This window comes from Cucumibacter marinus DSM 18995, assembly GCF_000429865.1.
Classification (GTDB): domain Bacteria; phylum Pseudomonadota; class Alphaproteobacteria; order Rhizobiales; family Devosiaceae; genus Cucumibacter; species Cucumibacter marinus.
This window is the reverse complement of sequence record NZ_AUCR01000001.1, coordinates 422,965-442,056: the sequence shown is the minus strand read 5'-3', so window position 1 is coordinate 442,056 and position 19,092 is coordinate 422,965. Positions and strand designations below refer to the sequence as shown.

Genomic DNA, 19,092 nt, shown 5'->3' with positions numbered 1-19,092 from the left:
CTGCGCGCCGCCGCGCCTTTGAGTGATAATGAGGCCGTTATGAACCAGCCCGCGTCTAAAGAACCGTCGATGGATGACATCCTTTCGTCGATCCGGCAGATCATTGCCGACGATGATGCAGGTGCGGCCGCGGCCAAGGCCAAACGCGCTGCCGAAGCCCAGGCAGCAGCGGCATCCAAACCGGCTCCTGCACCCGCGCCGGCCCCTGAGCCCGACCCGGAACCACAGGCCGCCGCAGATGATGACCTGCCGTCCTTTTCGCCCGCCGACGAGACCGCGGAAAATCGCGACGCTGAACCGCTGGCGCTCAGCCCCGAACAGATCATCGCGGATGAGATGGGCGAAACACAGGACGATACCGGCACCGACGATCCCGATCTTTCAGAGTGGGGGCTGACCGAGGAAGACGTTGCGCCTGCCGCGCCGGCAGAAGAGCCGCAGCCCGAAGAACCGCGCTACGAAGAGCCCGTGGAGGAACCGGCAGGGGAATCCGGCATGGTCATGCCTGATGACGTCGCCTTCGCCGAACCGGCCGCGGATGATCCCGCTCCGCAGCCCGAACCGGAGCCCCGTATGGAGTCGGCCTCCAGCCTGCCGGACAAGAACCTCTCCGCAGATATTGCGGAACGCCTGGTGGAGCCCGCTGTCGAAGCAGCCACCCACAAGGCCTTCAGCCAGCTCAACGCCCTGGCGCTCTCCGGCCAGCAACGCACGGTCGAGGATCTGATCCGCGAGATGCTGCGTCCGATGCTCAAGGAGTGGCTGGACGATAATCTTCCATCGATGGTCGAGCGCCTCGTACAGCGTGAAATCGAACGGGTCTCGCGCGGCCGCTAAACGGCAATTCCGGCCCGCTGACCACATTCCCTCCTGCGCCAATTCGGCCTTCACCGGTTGACAGGCCGATTGCGCTTGGCTTTACACCAATGACTGTTTCCCCGCCCGCCATCCGGCGAGCGCGTATGCGTATGGGCCGTTCCGATGATCGATAAAAACTATGAGCCTTCCAGCGTTGAAGGACGGATTTACGAGGCTTGGCTGAAAGCAAAGGCTTTCGAGGCCGGTGCCGGCGCAAAGGAGGGGGCCGATTCCTTCTCCATCGTCATCCCGCCACCCAACGTCACCGGCGTCCTGCATGTGGGCCACGCGCTCAACAACACGCTGCAGGACATCATGATCCGCTTCGAGCGCATGCGCGGCAAGAATGTGCTCTGGCAGCCCGGCACAGACCACGCTGGCATCGCCACTCAGATGATCGTCGAGCGCAAGTTGATGGAAAACCAGCTTCCCTCGCGCCGCGAAATGGGCCGCGAGGCGTTTCTTGAGCGCGTCTGGGAGTGGAAGGAAGAAAGCGGCGGCAAGATCATGGGGCAGCTGCGCCGGCTCGGCGCTTCCTGTGACTGGTCCCGCGAACGCTTCACCATGGATGAGGGCCTGTCCCGCGCAGTGCTCGAAGTCTTCGTCAAGCTGCACAAGGAAGGCCTCATCTACCGCGCCAAGCGCCTGGTGAACTGGCATCCGGGCCTGCAGACCGCGATCTCCGATCTCGAAGTCGAGAACATCGAGGTCAACGGCCACATGTGGCATCTGCGCTACCCGGTCGAAGGGACGGACGAGACCATCGTCGTCGCTACGACCCGGCCCGAGACCATGCTCGGCGATACCGCCGTTGCCGTTCATCCCGAGGACGAGCGCTACACCCACCTGATCGGTAAAAAGGTCCGCCTGCCACTGACCGGCCGACTGATCCCCATTGTTGCCGATGAGCACGCCGACCCCGAACAGGGCTCGGGTGCGGTCAAGATCACCCCGGCGCATGATTTCAACGATTTCCAGGTCGGCCTTCGGCACGACCTCGAGCAGATCAACATCTTCACCGTCGATGCGAAGATCAACGAGAACGCGCCGGAGGCCTATCAGGGGCTCGACCGGTTCGACGCGCGCAAACAGGTCGTCGCCGATCTCGATGAACTCGGTGCGCTTGTCCGCATCGAGGACAAGGTGATCTCGGTTCCGCATGACGAAAAGACCAAGATGGTCGTCATCGAACCCTATCTGACCGACCAGTGGTTCGTGGATGCCGAAACCCTGGCCAAGCCCGCTATCGCCTCGATCCGCGAGGGCCGGACCAAGTTTGTCCCGAAGAACTGGGAGAACACCTATTTCGCCTGGATGGAAAACATCCAGCCCTGGTGTGTTTCACGCCAGCTCTGGTGGGGTCATCAAATCCCGGCCTGGTATGGACCGGACGGCACCGTCTTTGTCGAAATGACAGAAGACGAAGCGCTCGCCGCCGCCGAGAAGCATTATGGCAAGGCGGTCGAACTCACCCGCGACGAAGATGTCCTCGACACTTGGTTCTCTTCCGCACTGTGGGCGTTCTCGACCCTTGGCTGGCCCGACGACACTGAGGAACTCAAGACCTATTTCCCGACCTCGGTGCTGGTGACGGGCTTCGACATTATCTTCTTCTGGGTCGCCCGGATGATGATGATGAGTCTGCACTTCCTGGGCAAGGAACCCTTTGAGACGGTCTATGTGCATGCGCTGGTGCGCGACGAGCATGGGCAGAAAATGTCCAAGACCAAGGGTAACGTCATCGACCCGCTCGACCTCGTCGACACTTATGGCGCTGACGCGACCCGCTTCACCCTGGCGGCGATGGCCGCGCAGGGCAGGGACCTTCGTCTCTCCATGTCGCGCGTTGAAGGCTACCGCAACTTCGTCACCAAGCTTTGGAATGCGGCCCGCTTCCTCGACATCAACCAGTGTGCGCGTGTTGACGGGTTCGACCCCAAATCTGTCGCTCTGCCGGTGAACAAATGGATCATCGGCGCAACCGAACGCGCCGTTGCGGCGGTTACCGCCGGCATCACCGAGCACAAGTTCAATGAAGCCGCCAATGCCGCCTATGACTTCGTCTGGGGCACCTTCTGCGACTGGTATGTGGAGCTGACAAAGCCGATCCTGTCAGGCGAGGACGAAGCGGCGCGCGACGAAACCCGTGCCAGCGCAGCCTATGCGCTGGATGAAATCCTCAAGCTTCTGCATCCCTTCATGCCCTTTGTGACTGAAGAACTGTGGGCGCAGGTTGCCGGCGCCAGGCACGACACCATGCTGGTGCTTGCCGACTGGCCTCAGGCCGCCGGTCTGGAAGATGCTGACGCCGACGCGGAGATCGAATGGATCATTGCGCTGATTTCCGGGGTGCGCTCGGTCCGGGCGGAAATGAACGTACCGGCAGGCGCGCGAATCCCGCTGGTGATCACCGGCGCCGAAGATGCCACCCGTCAGCGGGTCAAGGACAATGAAGCATTGATCGAACGGCTTGCGCGCCTTGAAAGCGTGACCTTTGCAGACGACGTGCCGCCAAGCTCTGCCCAGCTGGTGCTGGGTGAGGCGACCGTCTGCCTGCCGCTCGCCGGCGTTATCGACATCGATGCGGAACGCACCCGCCTCGAAAAGGAGATCGCCAAGATCGAGGACGAGGCCGCTCGCATCGAGAAGAAGCTCGGCAATGAGCAGTTTATCGCCAAGGCGCCGGAGGCCGTGGTCGAAGAACAACGCAGCCGTCTGGCCGATCTCAACGAGCGCAAATCCCGCACCGAGGCCGCAATGGCCCGCCTCGGCTGATTGTGGACCAGCTTGGATTGTTGAATGAGGCGCCTTCGGGCGCCTCATTTGTTTTGAGGGGCTGAAGAATGGCGCTGTGAATGCGCCGGTTCCGTCAATGCGCTGCTAACCGTCAAACCAATCGATTAGGCGAGGCCGAACGATTTTCGGGGGTCCGGTACGCGCGAGTTACCTTTTTGCAACAGCCTCAAGTGAATCATATCGCTTGGATTTCAGCCGTTCAGGCGGGGCCCGAGGTGCCACAATCTTACCTCAAACCCCATCAAGAACGGTGAGGGGCGGAACTGCGGACAATCCGGCGCTCATGGCTGTCGCAAAACGGTCATGACTCGCGTGAGGAGGCTCTGTTGTCTGCCCTTGTGCAGCGCCATCCGGCTGGTCATAAAGCGTGCCGGCCACAAGCGCAGCAAGAGGATTGACGGCATGGATGCCAAGAACAAGAACTTGGACAAATCGAAACTGCCCAGCCGGCACGTGACCGAAGGACCGGATCGCGCGCCGCATCGCTCATACTATTATGCGATGGGGCTTAATGCCGGTCAGATTCATCAGCCGTTTGTCGGCGTGGCGACCTGCTGGAACGAGGCTGCGCCGTGCAATATCGCACTGCAGCGCCAGGCCCAGGCCGCCAAGCAGGGTGTCGCCTCCGCCGGCGGCACACCGCGCGAATTCACCACCATCACTGTGACCGACGGCATCGCCATGGGTCACCAGGGCATGAAGTCCTCGCTGGTTTCGCGCGATCTCATCGCGGATTCGGTTGAACTCACCATGCGCGGGCACTGCTATGACGCGCTGGTCGGTATCGCGGGCTGCGACAAGTCGCTGCCGGGCATGATGATGTCGATGGTGCGCCTCAACGTGCCGTCCGTCTTCATCTATGGCGGGTCGATCCTGCCGGGCCGCTATAAGGGCAAGGATGTCACCGTCGTCGACGTGTTCGAGGCTGTGGGCCTGCACTCGGTCGGCAAGATGTCCGATGACGACCTTGAAGAACTCGAGCAGGTCGCTTGCCCTTCGGCGGGCGCATGCGGTGGCCAGTTCACCGCCAACACAATGGCGACCGTGTCCGAAGCCATCGGCCTTGCGCTTCCTTATTCGGCCGGCGCACCGGCGCCCTATGAGATCCGTGACAAGTTCTGCGAGGCGGCAGGCGAGGCGGTGATGAACCTGCTCTCGCTCAATCTGCGCCCGCGCGACATCGTCACGCGCAAGGCGCTCGAGAATGCCGCGACTGTCGTCGCCGCCTCGGGCGGTTCGACCAATGCCGCACTGCACCTGCCGGCCATCGCCCATGAGATCGGCATCGATTTCGACCTGTTCGACGTCGCCGAAATCTTCAAGCGCACGCCTTATATCGCGGACATGAAACCCGGTGGCCGTTATGTCGCCAAAGATCTGTTCGAAGCTGGCGGCATCCCGATGATGATGAAGACGCTGCTCGATGAAGGCTATCTGCACGGCGACTGCATCACCGTCACCGGCCGCACGATTGCCGAGAACCTCGAAAAGGTCGAGTGGAACGACCAGCAGGATGTGGTCGTGAAGGCCGCGACGCCGATCCGCCCGACCGGCGGTGTTGTCGGCCTCAAGGGCAATCTGGCGCCCGATGGTGCCATCGTGAAGGTCGCGGGCATGAAGAACCTGGTGTTCAAGGGCCCGGCTCGTTGCTTCGACAGCGAGGAAGAATGTTTCGAAGCGGTCAAGAACCGCCAATACGAAGAAGGCGAAGTGCTCGTCATCCGCTACGAGGGGCCGATCGGTGGGCCGGGCATGCGTGAAATGCTCTCCACCACCGCGGCGCTGTATGGCCAGGGCATGGGCGACAAGGTTGCGCTCATCACCGATGGCCGGTTCTCCGGCGGGACCCGCGGTTTCTGCATCGGCCATGTCGGGCCTGAAGCTGCGGTCGGTGGGCCGATCGCCCTGTTGGAAGACGGCGACATCATCGAGATCGATGCCAATGAAGGCATCCTCGCGGTGGAAGTGAGTGCCGAAGAGCTTGAGGCGCGCAAACAGCGCTGGAAGGCACGGGAGCTGAATGTCGGCTCCGGTGCGCTTTGGAAGTATGCCCAGACCGTCGGTAACGCGCGTAACGGCGCGGTGACCCATCCCGGCGGCAAGGGCGAAAAGGAGTGCTATGCCGATATCTGACTGCGGGCTGCAGTTGAAAGGTATGCTGGCCGCCGCCGCGATTTGGGCCGTTCCGGCTCTTGCGGCGGCCCAGGGCCTGCCGGGCGGATCGCAATTGTCCGCCATCGACAGTGCGCGCGATGCCACCGAGGCCGTGCAAAGCCTGTCGAGCGGTGGATCCGGCGGCTCGCCCGGACGCCTCAACATCTCGATCAATGCAGGCGTCTCCAACGACGAACTGCTTGGTGCGCTTGAGGCTGGTGCCGAAGCTGGACAGCCCCTGGCGCTCTGGCAGCTGGGCCTGATGTACGAGAATGGCGATGGCGTGAAGGCGGACAAGGCCAAGGCATTCGGCTATTTCTCGCGCATTGCCAATGACAATGCCGACAGCCTGCCGCGCTCTCCTTCGGCGGATATCGTAGCCCAGAGCTTCGTCAAGATCGGTGAATATCTGCGCTCAGGCGTGCCCGATGCCGGGATCGCCGCCAACAAGACCGAAGCCAATCGGCTGACCTATCATGCGGCCACCTATTTCGGCGACGCGGAGGCCCAGTTCCGGCTCGGTCAGCTCTACCTCGACGATGCCGAATTCGGTTACAACCCGCTTCAGAGCGCCCGCTGGCTTACCCTTGCCGCGCGCAAAGGCCATATCGGGGCCCAGGCCACGCTCGGCCGGCTGATCTTTGATGGCGAAGGCGTCGAGCGCGATCCCGTCGAGGGGCTGATGTGGCTCAACGTGGCCGAGCGCCATGCGGATGGTACCGCGGATCAGGCCTGGATCGAGGATCTGATCGAAAGGGCCAATGCCGAGGCGAGCGACAATGAGCGCCTGAGCGCCCTGATTGCTGCCGACAGCCTGTCGTCCCAGCTCGGTCTCTAGTTTAGCCTAGAATGCAAAATCGCCGACCACGGGCACGTGGTCGGAAGGCTTGTCCCAGCCACGCACATCGCGGTGGATGTTGACGCCGTTGAGCCGGTCCGCAGCCTGCGGCGAAAGCATCAGATGATCGATCCGGATGCCATTGTTCTTGCGCCAGGCACCGGCCTGGAAATCCCAGAACGTATAAGCCGGTTCTGCTGTTGTTGACCGCACGGCGTCCGTCATGCCCAGCGCCTCGAAGGTGCGGAAGCGCGACAGGCTCTCGGGATGATACAACGCGTCGCCCCACCAGGCCTTGGGATCGTGGGTGTCGATGTCCTGCGGGATCAGATTGTAGTCGCCCATGATGACAAGCGGCTCTTCGTTCGCCAGCTGCTCGCGTGTCCAGGCCGTCAGCCGCTCCATCCAGCCAAGCTTGTAGGGGAACTTCTCACTGTCGACCGGATTGCCATTGGGCAAATAGATGCCGGCAACGCGGAAGGCGCCGTTCTCTGTCGAAAATTCGGCCTCGATGAATCGCGCCTGTTCGTCGCCATCGTCCCCCGGCAGGCCGCGATTGACTTCGTCGAACGGGATCTTTGAGAGGAGCGCCACGCCATTGAAGCTCTTCTGGCCGTGGGTAGCGACGTTGTAACCCATCTCCTCGAACGCTTCGCCGGGGAAGTTCTCGTCGATCGTCTTGATTTCCTGCAGGCAAACAATGTCCGGCTGGGCAGTCTCGAGCCAATGCTTGACCACTTCGAGCCGGGCCTTGATGCCATTGATGTTCCAGGTTGCGATCTTCATGGGCTGGCCTCCGGTCACGCGCGCACCTTAACCGGTTGGAACGCCGGCAGGAACCGTCTTCCGATGGGGAGGCCGAGCTATCCTCAGATCGAGAAGCTGGTGCCGCAACCGCAGGAGGCGACCGCGTTGGGATTGCGGATTTCGAAAGCCTGTCCGATCAGGTCGTCGACGAAATCGATTTCCGATCCCTGCATGAATTCAAGGCTCATCGAATCGATCAGCACGGTCGCATCGCCCTTGGCGAGCACCAGGTCGTCGTCTGTCGGGCTTTCCTTGACGAGATTGTATTCGTATTGGAAGCCGGAGCATCCACCGCCTGAAACAGCGATCCGCAGGACAGTGCCTTCGGCTTCGCCCGACAGGATCTGTGCGATCCGGGCAGCGGCGCTGTCTGTCAGAATAACGTCGTTCTTGAGAGCTGCGGTATCGGCCATCTTGCAATTCCTTGTCCTGACGTGTCACTCAACACGTGCGCCGCTAGAATATCGGCGACATCGAACACGACTAGAGATAGGACGTGGCCGATGCTTTGAAAAGGGGGGCGCACCAAGGCGTGATTTTCTCATGATTGCTGAGCCCTCTGTTTCGCTGGCCTCTGACCCGGCCAGAACGCGCGGCCGCCTTCACAAGACGGACGACAGTCCAACGCGTTCCGAATTCCAGCGCGACCGCGACCGGGTGATCCACTCCACCGCCTTTCGCCGCCTCCAGCATAAGACCCAGGTGTTTCTGGCTCATGAAGGCACGCATTTCCGCACCCGGCTGACCCACACGCTCGAAGTTTCCCAGATCGCACGGGCGATTTCCCGCTCGCTTGGGCTCAATGAAGACCTCGCCGAGGCCGTTGCGCTGACCCATGATCTTGGCCACACCCCCTTTGGCCATGCCGGGGAGCGCGCGCTGCACCGCTGCATGGAGGGTGCCGACGGGTTCGATCACAACATGCAGGCCATCCGTGTCGTCACGCGGATCGAGAACCGCTATGCCGAACATGATGGCCTGAACCTCACCTGGGAAGTGATCGAGGGCATTCTCAAGCACAATGGCCCGATGACCGACCCCGCCGGCAATCCCGTGGGGCGCTACAAGGAACATGGGCTGCCATTCGGCATCCATGACGAGATCGCATCGGCTGATCTGATGCTGCACACCCATGCCAGCCTTGAGGCGCAGGCTGCTGCCATCGCCGACGATCTGGCGTACAACGCCCATGATGTCGACGACGCGCTGCGCGCCGGCCTGCTGACGCTCGACGATCTGATCGAGGCCCCCTTGATCGGCCCGATCGTGAAGGAGGTAAGGGCGCGCTATCCGGATGTCCCGGTCAAGCGGCAGGCCCATGAGGTTATCCGCCGGCTCATCACCCGTACCATCGAGAATGTCATCGCCACCTCGGCGGCGCGCATTGCCGATGCCGGGATCACGACGGCGGACGAGGCCCGCCATGCCGGGCGGACGCTCATCGGCTTCGATATCGAAATGGCCGAGCGCGAAAAGCAGCTCAAATCCTTCCTGTTCGCCCGCGTCTATCGCCATGACGATGTCATGCGCCATGTACGGGTCGCAGAAGAAATCGTTGAACGGCTTTTCCGCTCCTATGCCGGCGGCGATCCCATGCCCGGGCGGTGGGGAGAAGCGTTCGAGCGGACGTCGGGTACCACGCGGCTTCGCGTCATCAGCGATTTCGTGGCCGGCATGACCGATCCGTTCGCCCTGTCGGAATACACCCGATTGTTTGACCTGCGCCCGGATTTCGGCTAACCCGCAGCCGGTCCCCCCAACCATTCAGGCAGTTGAGTTATGGACGTCTTTGCCGTCTTTCACGAACGCGTGGCACAAGCCCTTCTGGCGGCCTATCCGGCCTTGTCCGAAATGGACGATCTGCGCGCCCGGTTTACGGTTGAGCCGCCTCGCGATCCAAGCCATGGCGACCTGTCGACCAATGCCGCAATGGTTGTGGGAAAGCCGCTCAAGACCAATCCTCGCGAGATTGCCGGCACGCTGGCCGAGCACTTCGCAAACGACGGGGACGTCGAGGCCTGTGAGGTCGCCGGCCCGGGCTTTCTGAATTTCCGCCTGACACCCGCCCTGTTCCAGACGGTTGTGGCCGCCGCCAATCGGCTTGGCACGGATTTCGGACGCTCAACGGCGGGTGAGGGGATCGGGGTCAATGTCGAATATGTCTCGGCCAACCCCACCGGCCCGCTGCATGTGGGGCACACCCGCGGCGCGGTCTACGGAGATGCTTTGGCCTCGCTGATGGCCTTCAGCGGCTTTGAGGTGACGCGCGAATACTACATCAACGACGCCGGCGGGCAGGTCGATGTGCTGGCTCGCTCGGCCTATCTGCGCTATCGCGAAGCGTTGGGGGAAGACATCGGCGCAATACCGGAAGGCCTCTACCCCGGAGACTATCTGAAGCCGGTGGGCGAAGCGCTGAAAGCCAAATACGGCAGTGACTTGGCGCAAAAAGCTGAATCGGAATGGCTGCCGATCGTCAAGCCTTTCGCCCTCGATATGATGATGGATCTGGTTCGCTCCGATCTCGCGCGGCTCTCGATCCATCACGACGTGTTCTTCTCCGAGCGCACCTTGCACGGAGACGAAGGCGATATCGCCAAGACCCTCGCCTGGCTGAAGGAACAGGGACTTGTCTATGTCGGCAAACTCGAGCCGCCCAAGGGCAAACTGCCCGAGGATTGGGAAGACCGCGATCAGACGCTTTTCCGCGCTTCCGATTTTGGCGACGACACCGACCGGGCGCTGGTCAAATCCGATGGCAGTTACACCTATTTTGCCGCCGACATCGCCTATCACCGCAACAAATATCTGCGCGGCTTCACACAGCAGGTGATCGTGCTCGGTGCTGATCACGCCGGCTATATCAAGCGCCTCAAGGCCGCACTGAAAGCCGTTTCGGGCGGTGAAGCGGAAATCGACGTGCGAATCTGCCAGCTCGTCAATCTGACCCGCGGCGGCGAACCGGTGAAGATGTCCAAGCGGGCAGGCACCATGGTCAACCTGTCCGACGTTGTCGACGAGGTCGGGCCCGATGCCGTGCGCTTCATCATGCTGTTCCGGCGGAATGACGCTCCGCTCGACTTCGATTTCGATGCGGTAACGGCGCAGACCCGGGACAACCCGGTCTTTTACGTCCAGTATGCCCACGCCCGTGCCTGTTCGATCTTTCGCACTGCCGAGCGGGACCTGCCGGCACTCGACACCAGCGCGGATGCCATTGCTGCCGCCGATCTGTCGGTACTCGACAGCCCAGAGGACATGACCCTCATTCACGCGCTGGCGCAGTTCCCGCGCACGGTTGAGGGGGCCGCGCGGGCGCATGAACCGCACCGGATCGCCTTCTATCTTTATGATCTGGCGTCCGCGTTCCACACCTTCTGGGCAAAAGGCAAAGAAAACCCGCGCTTACGGTTTGTTAACGACGATGACCAGACACTAACGTTGGCCCGACTCGCATTAGTCGCCGCCGTGCGTCAGGTGCTCAAAACCGGGTTGACCATTCTGGGAGTGACTGCGCCTGAAGAGCTTTCATAATTCAGGCACATTGCTATGCCTGATGTGTCAAGATGCTCGGCGAAGAAAAATTATCCCTGTTGCAAGGGGATACCAGACAGGACGCTGGTGAATGAATACAGCGAACCCCAACAATCCTTCGGATAAGGATGAGGAATCTGATGACCTGATCGCGGAACTCGCGCGGTTGGTTGCGGCGGATGCGCAGAAGAAGACTGCGCCCGAAGCTGGTTCCGAGCCCGAATCCGCTGCGCCCGCGCAGCCCGAAAGGCCCAATCCGTTCGACCGCCTCGGCCAGAACGCCGAGCCGGCGCGTAAGCCGGAGCCTGAGCCCGAGGACACGGACAGTGACGAGCCGGTGGCCGAACGCGAGCCGTTCCTGGACCTTGCAGGCGAAGATCACGCAGGCCACGATCAAACGGGTGACGATCGCGCCGGTGATGACGACGCCAAAGACAGCGCTGATCGGCCGGAACCTGAGTTGCGTTCCAGGCCTGTGCCGGAGCCCGATCCGCAAGTGACGGCGCACAAGCCGGAACCCGAACCGTTCAGCGCGCTGCGTCTCGACCCTGAGCCGAAAGCCGAGCCGCAGCCCGAGCCAAGGGTGAGCCAGGAACCAAGAGCGAACCAGGAACCGCCGGCCGCACCTAGCGTGTCGCCGGAAACGCCCTCGCACAGCGAACCGGAGACGGTGCCTGTAGGGTTCCGCGGTTCCATGTCCGCAGACAAGGCTGGTGAGAGCGAACGCAAGGAGCCGACGCTCGATCGTCCGGCGGCCACGCCGGCACCTTCGGTGAGCACGCCGCCTCAGCCGGCAGCACCCGCAGGCGAGGGGATTTCCCCGTTCCGCACACGAGAAGTGCCGAAAAAGCCGGCGGCTGAACCGCGCGTTACCTTGGCTGATCTCGGTCTTGATCAGGGCGAAGGTACCGGTGCTCACGGCGATGATGGCGATGGTGACGCCCCTGAACAGCGCCAGGAGCCAAGGCTCGAAGCTGAGCGGCCGGAAAAGCCGGCGCCGTCGGTGTCGCTGGGCGGATCGGCCTATGCACCGCCGCCGAACCCCTTCAAGCGTGATACCGTCGACCGGGTCGAACCGTCGCTCGGCGGCAAGGCTGATGACACCAGGCCGGAGCCGCATGCTGATGCATCGCCGCAGCCCAGCATTTCGTCTCAGGACGATGCCACGCAGGATGACGATGCGGACGAATCCGTGCCGATGGACGACATTCCGGCAGTGATGGCTCTTGGCGACGATCCGATCGCCAACCTGATTGCCGAATCTGAGCCCGAGGCAGAGCCGGAAGCGCCTGCGCCCGTGACACACGCGCCGCGCGAACCGAACCAGGCTCGACCGGCCGCCGCTGCACCCGTTCCAAAACCTGAGCCGCGCGTTGAGGCAAAACCGGAGCCCAGGCCGGAGCCAAGACCCGAACCGCGCGTCGAAACACCCAGGTCTCCGGTCGAAGAGCCGAAGCAGCCCGACTGGGCCGCCGGGCAGGCCGATCAGGACCGTTTCGACCAGGCACCGGGCCTGCGTGGCAGTATCGATGATCCCGCGACATCCCCGGCATCTTCATCCGATCCGCTTTCGGAAATCGAGCGGTTGATCGCGGAAACGACAGCCGTTGATTTCAATAGTGATAATGGCACGCCTTCGCCTGACGCTCCCCGCGAACCGCGCCCGGCACCTGAGGCCTCACGGGCTTCCGTGGCCCCGTTGCGTGAACTGGGTGGCGTTGGCGGCAAGCCGCAAGGCTCAGCGCCATCTGCATCCCGCTCTTCCAGTGATGGCGGTCTTGACGCGGAAAGCCAGGCCGCTGAGGCTGCAATTTTCGCTTCGATTGCCAGCTCGGCCCGCGACGATGGCTCAGGCAAGGGCATCGGCGAAGGGCCGCGCGCCAAGCCGCGCAAGGTCAAGGACAGTCGGTCTGGCGGCGTAGGACGTTTCATTGTTCCCGCGGCAGCCGGCCTTTTCATCGTCGCTCTACTGGGTGGCGGTGCCTATTGGTATTTCGGCATGAGTGGTGATGAGGGTGAGGCCCCGATCATCACGGCACAGAACACCGCGATCAAGGAAGACCCGCCAACCGAAGACACGCCGGATGACAACTCCATCGTGTTCGACCAGCTGGCAGGTGACACCCCGGATAATGCGGGCGACGAGCAGATCGTCTCCCGTGATGAAACTGGCGGTGCCTCAGGCAATGATGTGTCACGCGTGATTTCGCCTTCGAGTACGTCGAGTGGCGGTCTCGCCAACCGCAAGGTCAAGACCGTGACTGTGCGGGCCGATGGGACCATTGTCGCCTCGGATGAGTCCGCTGCGGGTGTCGAGCCGCTGCCTGCGGTGCGGCCCAATGTGCCCGATGTTCCTGGCGCCACCAGTGAGGAAGACGGCGATGCTGATTCCATCGGTGCAGTCCTCCAGGCCCTCAACGGCGATGGCGAAGTGCCTGACCTGACCGGGCTGTCCGGCGAGGACAGTGATACCAGCTCGGCGGCCCGTGCCATCGATGCAACCTCGGATGAAGGCACCGATACCGCTGCCAGTGATGACCCGAACGCGCCTGTGCCCTTGCCGCGGCCCTCTGGTCTGGAACGTCCGGAGCTGTCGCTGGCGTCGCGCCAGGCTGCAGTGAACACGAGCACCAGCAGCAACACCTCGAGCTCGAGTGGGTCTTCGCGGCCCACGCCGACAATCATCCGGCCCCCGAGTTCCTCTTCATCTTCGAGCGCGTCTTCCGGCAGCTCGGCTTCGACAGCTTCCAACAGCGCGCCGGTTTCTCTGGATGGTGGCAGCACGACAAGCCAGCCGGCACCGACGCCGAGCCCCACCCTGACACGCGTATCCCCCGATACAGCGCCTTATTTCGTGCAGCTGTCTTCCCAGCGTAGCGAAGCGGCGGCACGGGAATCCGCGGGTTCGCTGAGCCGGCGCTTCTCCAGCCAGCTTTCGGGCGTCAGCCTGGCCATTCAGCGGGTGGACCTGCCCGAGCGCGGAACCTTCTTCCGGGTCAAGGTGCCGACGGCCAACCAGTCCCAGGCGAGCGCCTTGTGTAACTCGATCAAGTCGGCGGGCGGCGACTGCTTCGTCACCGAGCAGTAACGGGCGCTTCAACAAGGGTTTCGAGCGGCGCCTTCGGGCGCCGTTCGCCTTTGGGGCATTTGCCCCCCGTTTTTCACCGGTTTGTGCGGCCAATTGCCCGCCCGCAGGGCGGTTGATGATGACGCCCCGGCAAAAAGCCGTCATGATTTGCCAAGATGCAGCAAGATCCTCAAAGCCCGCAGAACCGGCCCCAGGACGATTTCTGGAACGTGGAGGAGAACAAAACTCCGCCGGGCCAGGTCATGTATGTCGATGTCGACGGCTATGAGGGCCCGCTTGACCTGCTCCTCGACCTTGCCCGCAAGCAAAAGGTCGACCTCGCCAGCATTTCCGTGCTGGCGCTTGCCGAGCAATACCTCGCTTTCATCGAAAAGATTCGCGAAAGCCGCATAGAGATTGCCGCCGACTATCTGGTGATGGCGGCATGGCTGGCCTATCTCAAGAGCCGGCTGATGGTGCCGCATACCGATGACGAGCAGGAGCTGAGCGGCGAGGAGATGGCCGCCCAACTCCAGTTCCGCCTGCAGCGGCTCGAGGCGATGCGCGACGCGGCCCGGCGGCTGATGAACCGCGACCGGCTGGGCCGCGATTTCTTCGCCCGCGGCATGCCCGAGCCCATCGCGCTGCACCGCGAACGGCGCTGGGAGGCCAGCTATTTCGAGTTGCTCAAGGCCTACGCCATCCAGCGCGAGCGCAACGTTCCCCATGACTATGTGCCGGTCCGGCGGGTGGTCTGGTCGCTGCACGATGCCGAAGAGATCCTGACGCGCCTGCTGGGCGCCGGGCACGACTGGGCGCCGATCCACGAATACCTAGCCGACTATCTGGCCACGACTGAAGAGCGTGCCACGATCATTGCGTCCAGCTTCTCGGCCAGTCTTGAGCTTGTGCGAAGGGGCGAAGTCGAGCTACGTCAGGGCCACGCATTCGGCCCGCTCATGCTGCGCAAACGGCGCGGCGGGCCGCCACCCGAGAGCGAGTGAGGAACCGCGTGTCGGACGACACAGCTACACAACACCTTGGCGATAGCGACGGACCGGATCGCGATGAAGCGCAGGACGCAGGCGGGCAGGTGACGACCCGCAATCTGCGTGTGGTCGAGGCGCTGCTGTTCGCCAGCGACGAACCGCTCAGCGAGGCCGATCTGCGCCGCCATCTCGGCGAGGAACCGGATATTCCGGCACTTATCGAGGCGCTCACTGCCAAATATGCCACTGCCGGGGTCAACCTCGTGACACGCGACGGCAAATGGGCCTTCCGCACGGCTGCTGATCTCAGCTATCTGCTGCGCCGCGACGAAGTCGAGGAGCGGCCATTGTCGCGCGCCGCGCTCGAAACCCTGTCGATCATCGCCTATCACCAGCCGGTGACCCGGGCCGAAATCGAAGAGGTGAGGGGTGTTGCCACCTCCAAGGGCGTTCTGGACGTGCTCATGGAAGCCAATTGGGTGCGCATGCGCGGGCGCCGCCGCACGCCCGGGCGCCCGGTGACCTATGGCACAACCGAGGAATTCCTCGATCATTTCGGGCTGGAGAACATCAACGATCTCCCCGGCCTGGCGGAACTGAAGGGCGCGGGGCTGCTTTCGAGCACGCTCCCGCCTGATTTCTCCGTTCCGGTTCCCGATACCGGCCCGCGTGAGGACGAAGACCCGCTTGATCCCGACGACGAAGGCGATCCCGACCTGTTGGGCGATGCAGGTTTTTCAGACGGCTCTGGAGAAGAGTCGTGAGTGATTCAGACAAGTCGAAAGCCGAGGTGCAGGCCGATTGGGGGCCGCGCGGGACGGTCGGCGTCAGTTTCGCCGCTGCCCTCGAATTCGACGATGTTCATTGCCGCATCGGCGAGCGCGACGTCCTCAATGGCGTTGATTTCACCCTGTCACCGGGCGAAATCGTGTGTCTGCTCGGCGAATCGGGATCGGGCAAGTCGACCATTTTGCGGGCCGCTGCCGGGATTCAACCGATTACCGGTGGCCGCGTCCTGATCAACCGAAAATGCGTGTCCGACGCCCGCACCACAATCCAGCCGGATAAGCGTGGTGTGGGGCTGATGTTCCAGGATTTTGCGCTGTTCCCGCATATGAGCGTGCTTGAAAACGCAATCTTCGGGCTCAAGAAGCTTGGGCGCCGCGAGGCACTCAAGCAGGCCCGTCAGGCGCTCAAGCGCGTCGGGCTCGCGGACCGTGAAAACGACTACCCGGCGCAGCTCTCGGGCGGCCAGCAGCAGCGTCTGGCGCTGGCCCGGGCCGTGGCACCCCGTCCGGGCATTCTGCTGCTCGATGAGCCCTTCTCGAGCCTTGATGCGCGGTTGCGTCAGGCTGTGCGCAGCGAGACTCTGGCCGTGCTGCGCGAAACCGGCGCCACCTCGCTGATCGTCACCCACGATCCCGAGGAGGCCATGCTGCTCGGTGACCGGATCGCTCTGTTGCGCGCCGGGCGAATTATCCAGATCGACCGCGCCAACGATGTCTATGATCACCCTGTTGACCTCAATGCTGCCCGGTTTCTGTCGCATCTCAGTGAAGTCGAGGGGGAGGTGCGCAATAATGTCGCACTCACCCCGATCGGTCCGGTGCCGGTTTCGGGTCGGCAGGACGGTCAACGCGTGATCATCGGCATCCGGCCCGTCGGGGCGGTTCACCTCAGCCTTGGCGGCGATGGCGCGGCGGGACGCATCGTTTCGCGCCGGGACGCGCTGGGTGTGGGCAATTACGAGGTGTTGGTCGCCGGTGTCGAGCATCCGATCCGGCTTCGGAGGCAGGCACATCCCGAATTCGTGCCCGGTCGTGACGTCTATCTTTCGCTCGATCCGGCCCACGTGCTTGTGTTTGACGCCGATTGACCATATCTGATTAGAGACGAGGTAAGCGGCGGGATCATCTCCGCCGCAAAGGAGCGAGTTATGAATCCAGGCCCTTGGGGTATTCTGATCATTGCCGTAGCGGCCATTCTGCTGTTCGGCCGTGGCAAGATCGCGAATATGATGGGAGAAGTCGCCTCCGGCATCAAAGCCTTCCGCAAAGGCATGGCCGACGAGGAAAAGCCCTCCCAGATCGACATCAATGCCGAGAAGGACAAGGAACGGACCGACGCCTGAACCGCGTTTCCGGGCCATTCCGTTACGCGATAGCTTAGGGCCGTTCGCATGTTGAGCCTCGGTTGGAGCGAAATGCTCATTATCGCCGCGCTCGCGCTGATCGTTGTCGGTCCGCGCGACCTGCCGGCTATGCTGCGCCAGATGGGGCGCTTTGCCGGCGCAGTGCGCCGCATGGGCAATGAATTCAAGGCTGAACTGAACAAGGCCGGCGATGTCGACGATCTCAAGTCGATCCGCAATTCCATCACCAATCCGCTCAAAGAGACTTCGCGCCAGATCCGCAGCGAATTCAACAAGATCGATTCCGACGGCAAGTCGAGCCCTTCGGGCGCGCTCAAGCCCAAGCAGGAAGGCAGCGAGAGCGTCGTTAACGAGATCCGCGAGGCCGCCGGCATGAAGGCTGGCGAAGCCGCTGCTGAGGCGGCGCCGGCCAAGAAGGTCGTGGCCAAGAAGGTCGTGGGCAAGCCGCCCGAGCGCAAACAGCCCATTACGCGCAAGCCTGCGTCCGGCAAGTCGGCTTCAGGCAAAACCCCGGCGAGCAAGGCCACAACCGGCAAGACAGCCACCGGCAAGACAGCCACCGGCAAATCGAGCGCGAAGTCGAAAACGGCAGCCAGCAAGTCGACGCCGTCCAAGACCGCTGCGTCCAGAACACCTGCCCCCAAGACTGCGGCGTCCAAGACCGCTACCCGCAAAACCGCTGCAAGCAAGACAACGGCAGCAAGCAAGACCCCTACGGCGAGCAAGACCCCTGCGGCGAGCAAGTCGAATGGGAGCAAGCCTGCGGCCGCGAAAACCGGTGCTCGCAAAACACCTTCGCCGAAGGCAACGGCAAGCGACACGGCTGCCAGCACGACGACAGCCACCAAGCCTACCGCTACCAAGAGCGCTGCCAGCAAGACCACACCGGGCAAGACCACGCCGAGCAAAACGGCGTCGCGCAAGACCGCCGCCCGCAAACCTGCCTCTGCCAAAACTGCCGCTGCCAAATCTGACAAGGCCGAGCCGGCCGAGACCGAAAGCTAGGCGCCCCTATGACGACCGAGCCGGCGAAAACCGAGCCTGAAGCCAATCACGACGAGGCTGTCGCCTATGGCGCCGATGTCGAGGAGCAAACTGAGGACGAGCTCGCAGGTAGCGAGGCGCCCCTCATGGAGCACCTCATCGAGTTGCGCCAGCGTCTCATCTGGTCGCTTCTGACCGTCGCTGTGCTGTTCGTCGGCTGTTTCTTCATCGCCGATTACATCTACGCCTTCCTGCTTGGCCCGTTTGAGCGCGCCGCTGGCGGCATCGAGAACGTGCGGCTGATCTATACCGCACCCCAGGAATTCTTCTTCACCAAGCTTTCAGTGGCTCTGTTCGCGGCTATCTTCCTGGCCTTCCCGGTGCTGGCCAGCCAGGTCTACATGTTCGTGGCTCCAGGCCTCTACAAGCGCGAACGCAAGGCGTTTATCCCCTTCCTGATCGCGACACCGGTGATGTTCGTCATTGGCGCCGCCACCATGTATTACGGTGTTCTGCCGCTGGCTTTGGGCTTCTTCCTGTCCCAAGAGGTCAACGGCCCGGGGATGGCGACCATCGAAATGCTGCCGCGCGTTTCGGAATATCTGGGTCTCATCATGACCCTGCTTCTCGCCTTCGGCATCTGCTTCCAGTTGCCAATCGCGCTCACGCTCATGGCCATGGTCGATCTGATTTCCAGCGACAATCTCAAGTCCTGGCGCAAATACTCGGTCGTGGCCGTTCTGGTCGTGGCGGCCTTCCTGACGCCGCCCGATCCGATCTCCCAGCTTGGCCTTGCAGTCCCGCTTTTGCTGCTCTACGAGGTGTCGATCATCTCGGTACGGATTGTGGAACGCAATCGCCGCCGCAAGGTCATCGACGCGGCCGCAACCGGGGCCGACAACAGCTAACCCGA

General features: G+C 62.7%; 15 protein-coding genes. 13 read left to right on the top strand and 2 right to left on the bottom strand.

The window, feature by feature from the left end:
* The first annotated feature begins 69 nt into the window (after window positions 1-69).
* From G489_RS0102285 to G489_RS18740, 4 genes are all read left to right on the top strand, one after another.
* Window positions 70-837, top strand: coding sequence for a PopZ family protein (locus G489_RS0102285; protein WP_051332215.1), 768 nt, complete (start codon window positions 70-72; stop codon window positions 835-837).
* 144 nt (window positions 838-981) lie between these two features.
* Window positions 982-3,633: a valine--tRNA ligase gene (locus tag G489_RS0102280; RefSeq protein WP_029040153.1), complete on the top strand. Its 2,652-nt coding sequence runs from the start codon at window positions 982-984 to the stop codon at window positions 3,631-3,633.
* Between the two features lie 423 nt (window positions 3,634-4,056).
* Window positions 4,057-5,787: a dihydroxy-acid dehydratase gene (gene ilvD, locus G489_RS0102275; protein ID WP_029040152.1), complete on the top strand. Its 1,731-nt coding sequence runs from the start codon at window positions 4,057-4,059 to the stop codon at window positions 5,785-5,787.
* Entirely contained in the window at window positions 5,774-6,646 is an 873-nt protein-coding gene (locus tag G489_RS18740; protein WP_051332214.1) for a tetratricopeptide repeat protein, read from the top strand. The genes ilvD and G489_RS18740 overlap by 14 nt, the downstream gene beginning before the upstream one ends.
* A gap of 6 nt (window positions 6,647-6,652) precedes the next feature.
* On the opposite strand, the gene xth is transcribed toward G489_RS18740, so the two are convergent.
* A complete protein-coding gene (gene xth / locus G489_RS0102265) occupies window positions 6,653-7,432 on the bottom strand; it encodes an exodeoxyribonuclease III (RefSeq protein WP_029040151.1) in 780 nt (259 codons plus the stop codon).
* 83 nt (window positions 7,433-7,515) lie between these two features.
* Window positions 7,516-7,866: an iron-sulfur cluster insertion protein ErpA gene (erpA, locus tag G489_RS0102260; protein ID WP_029040150.1), complete on the bottom strand. Its 351-nt coding sequence runs from the start codon at window positions 7,864-7,866 to the stop codon at window positions 7,516-7,518.
* A 130-nt stretch (window positions 7,867-7,996) separates the two neighbouring features.
* On the opposite strand from erpA, the gene G489_RS0102255 reads away from it, so the two are divergent.
* The 9 genes from G489_RS0102255 to tatC all read left to right on the top strand — a co-directional run bounded on the left by G489_RS0102255 (window position 7,997) and on the right by tatC (window position 19,087).
* Window positions 7,997-9,193, top strand: a complete 1,197-nt coding sequence (locus G489_RS0102255; protein ID WP_029040149.1) for a deoxyguanosinetriphosphate triphosphohydrolase — start codon at window positions 7,997-7,999, stop codon at window positions 9,191-9,193.
* A 39-nt stretch (window positions 9,194-9,232) separates the two neighbouring features.
* Window positions 9,233-10,987 (top strand): arginine--tRNA ligase, encoded by a 1,755-nt coding sequence (gene argS / locus G489_RS0102250; RefSeq protein ID WP_029040148.1) that lies wholly within the window; start codon window positions 9,233-9,235, stop codon window positions 10,985-10,987.
* Window positions 10,988-11,078: 91 nt separating this feature from the next.
* On the top strand, window positions 11,079-14,075 hold the full coding sequence (locus G489_RS0102245; protein ID WP_029040147.1) for an SPOR domain-containing protein: 2,997 nt from the start codon (window positions 11,079-11,081) through the stop codon (window positions 14,073-14,075).
* 155 nt (window positions 14,076-14,230) lie between these two features.
* Window positions 14,231-15,058: a segregation and condensation protein A gene (locus tag G489_RS0102240; RefSeq protein ID WP_029040146.1), complete on the top strand. Its 828-nt coding sequence runs from the start codon at window positions 14,231-14,233 to the stop codon at window positions 15,056-15,058.
* A gap of 8 nt (window positions 15,059-15,066) precedes the next feature.
* On the top strand, window positions 15,067-15,807 hold the full coding sequence (gene scpB / locus G489_RS0102235) for an SMC-Scp complex subunit ScpB (RefSeq protein ID WP_081691356.1): 741 nt from the start codon (window positions 15,067-15,069) through the stop codon (window positions 15,805-15,807).
* Entirely contained in the window at window positions 15,804-16,919 is a 1,116-nt protein-coding gene (locus G489_RS0102230) for an ABC transporter ATP-binding protein (protein WP_029040144.1), read from the top strand. The genes scpB and G489_RS0102230 overlap by 4 nt, the downstream gene beginning before the upstream one ends.
* Before the next feature lie 60 nt (window positions 16,920-16,979).
* A complete protein-coding gene (gene tatA / locus G489_RS0102225; protein WP_029040143.1) occupies window positions 16,980-17,174 on the top strand; it encodes a twin-arginine translocase TatA/TatE family subunit in 195 nt (64 codons plus the stop codon).
* A 48-nt stretch (window positions 17,175-17,222) separates the two neighbouring features.
* Window positions 17,223-18,200 carry a Sec-independent protein translocase protein TatB gene (tatB, locus tag G489_RS21535; RefSeq protein ID WP_051332213.1) on the top strand — a complete coding sequence of 326 codons (978 nt, stop codon included), beginning with the start codon at window positions 17,223-17,225 and terminating at the stop codon, window positions 18,198-18,200.
* Between the two features lie 125 nt (window positions 18,201-18,325).
* On the top strand, window positions 18,326-19,087 hold the full coding sequence (tatC, locus tag G489_RS18730) for a twin-arginine translocase subunit TatC (protein WP_051332260.1): 762 nt from the start codon (window positions 18,326-18,328) through the stop codon (window positions 19,085-19,087).
* Window positions 19,088-19,092 lie beyond the last annotated feature (5 nt).

Excerpts from the sequence above, each read along its gene's own strand:
- G489_RS0102240 (WP_029040146.1), top strand. The coding sequence starts at position 14,231 with ATGCAGCAAGATCCTCAAAGCCCGCAGAACCGGCCCCAGGACGATTTC.
- tatB (WP_051332213.1), top strand. The coding sequence starts at position 17,223 with ATGTTGAGCCTCGGTTGGAGCGAAATGCTCATTATCGCCGCGCTCGCG.
- ilvD (WP_029040152.1), top strand. The coding sequence starts at position 4,057 with ATGGATGCCAAGAACAAGAACTTGGACAAATCGAAACTGCCCAGCCGG.
- tatA (WP_029040143.1), top strand. The coding sequence starts at position 16,980 with ATGAATCCAGGCCCTTGGGGTATTCTGATCATTGCCGTAGCGGCCATT.
- tatC (WP_051332260.1), top strand. The coding sequence starts at position 18,326 with ATGGAGCACCTCATCGAGTTGCGCCAGCGTCTCATCTGGTCGCTTCTG.
- xth (WP_029040151.1), bottom strand. The coding sequence starts at position 7,432 with ATGAAGATCGCAACCTGGAACATCAATGGCATCAAGGCCCGGCTCGAA.
- G489_RS0102255 (WP_029040149.1), top strand. The coding sequence starts at position 7,997 with ATGATTGCTGAGCCCTCTGTTTCGCTGGCCTCTGACCCGGCCAGAACG.
- G489_RS0102280 (WP_029040153.1), top strand. The coding sequence starts at position 982 with ATGATCGATAAAAACTATGAGCCTTCCAGCGTTGAAGGACGGATTTAC.
- erpA (WP_029040150.1), bottom strand. The coding sequence starts at position 7,866 with ATGGCCGATACCGCAGCTCTCAAGAACGACGTTATTCTGACAGACAGC.
- G489_RS18740 (WP_051332214.1), top strand. The coding sequence starts at position 5,774 with ATGCCGATATCTGACTGCGGGCTGCAGTTGAAAGGTATGCTGGCCGCC.
- G489_RS0102245 (WP_029040147.1), top strand. The coding sequence starts at position 11,079 with ATGAATACAGCGAACCCCAACAATCCTTCGGATAAGGATGAGGAATCT.
- argS (WP_029040148.1), top strand. The coding sequence starts at position 9,233 with ATGGACGTCTTTGCCGTCTTTCACGAACGCGTGGCACAAGCCCTTCTG.
- G489_RS0102285 (WP_051332215.1), top strand. The coding sequence starts at position 70 with ATGGATGACATCCTTTCGTCGATCCGGCAGATCATTGCCGACGATGAT.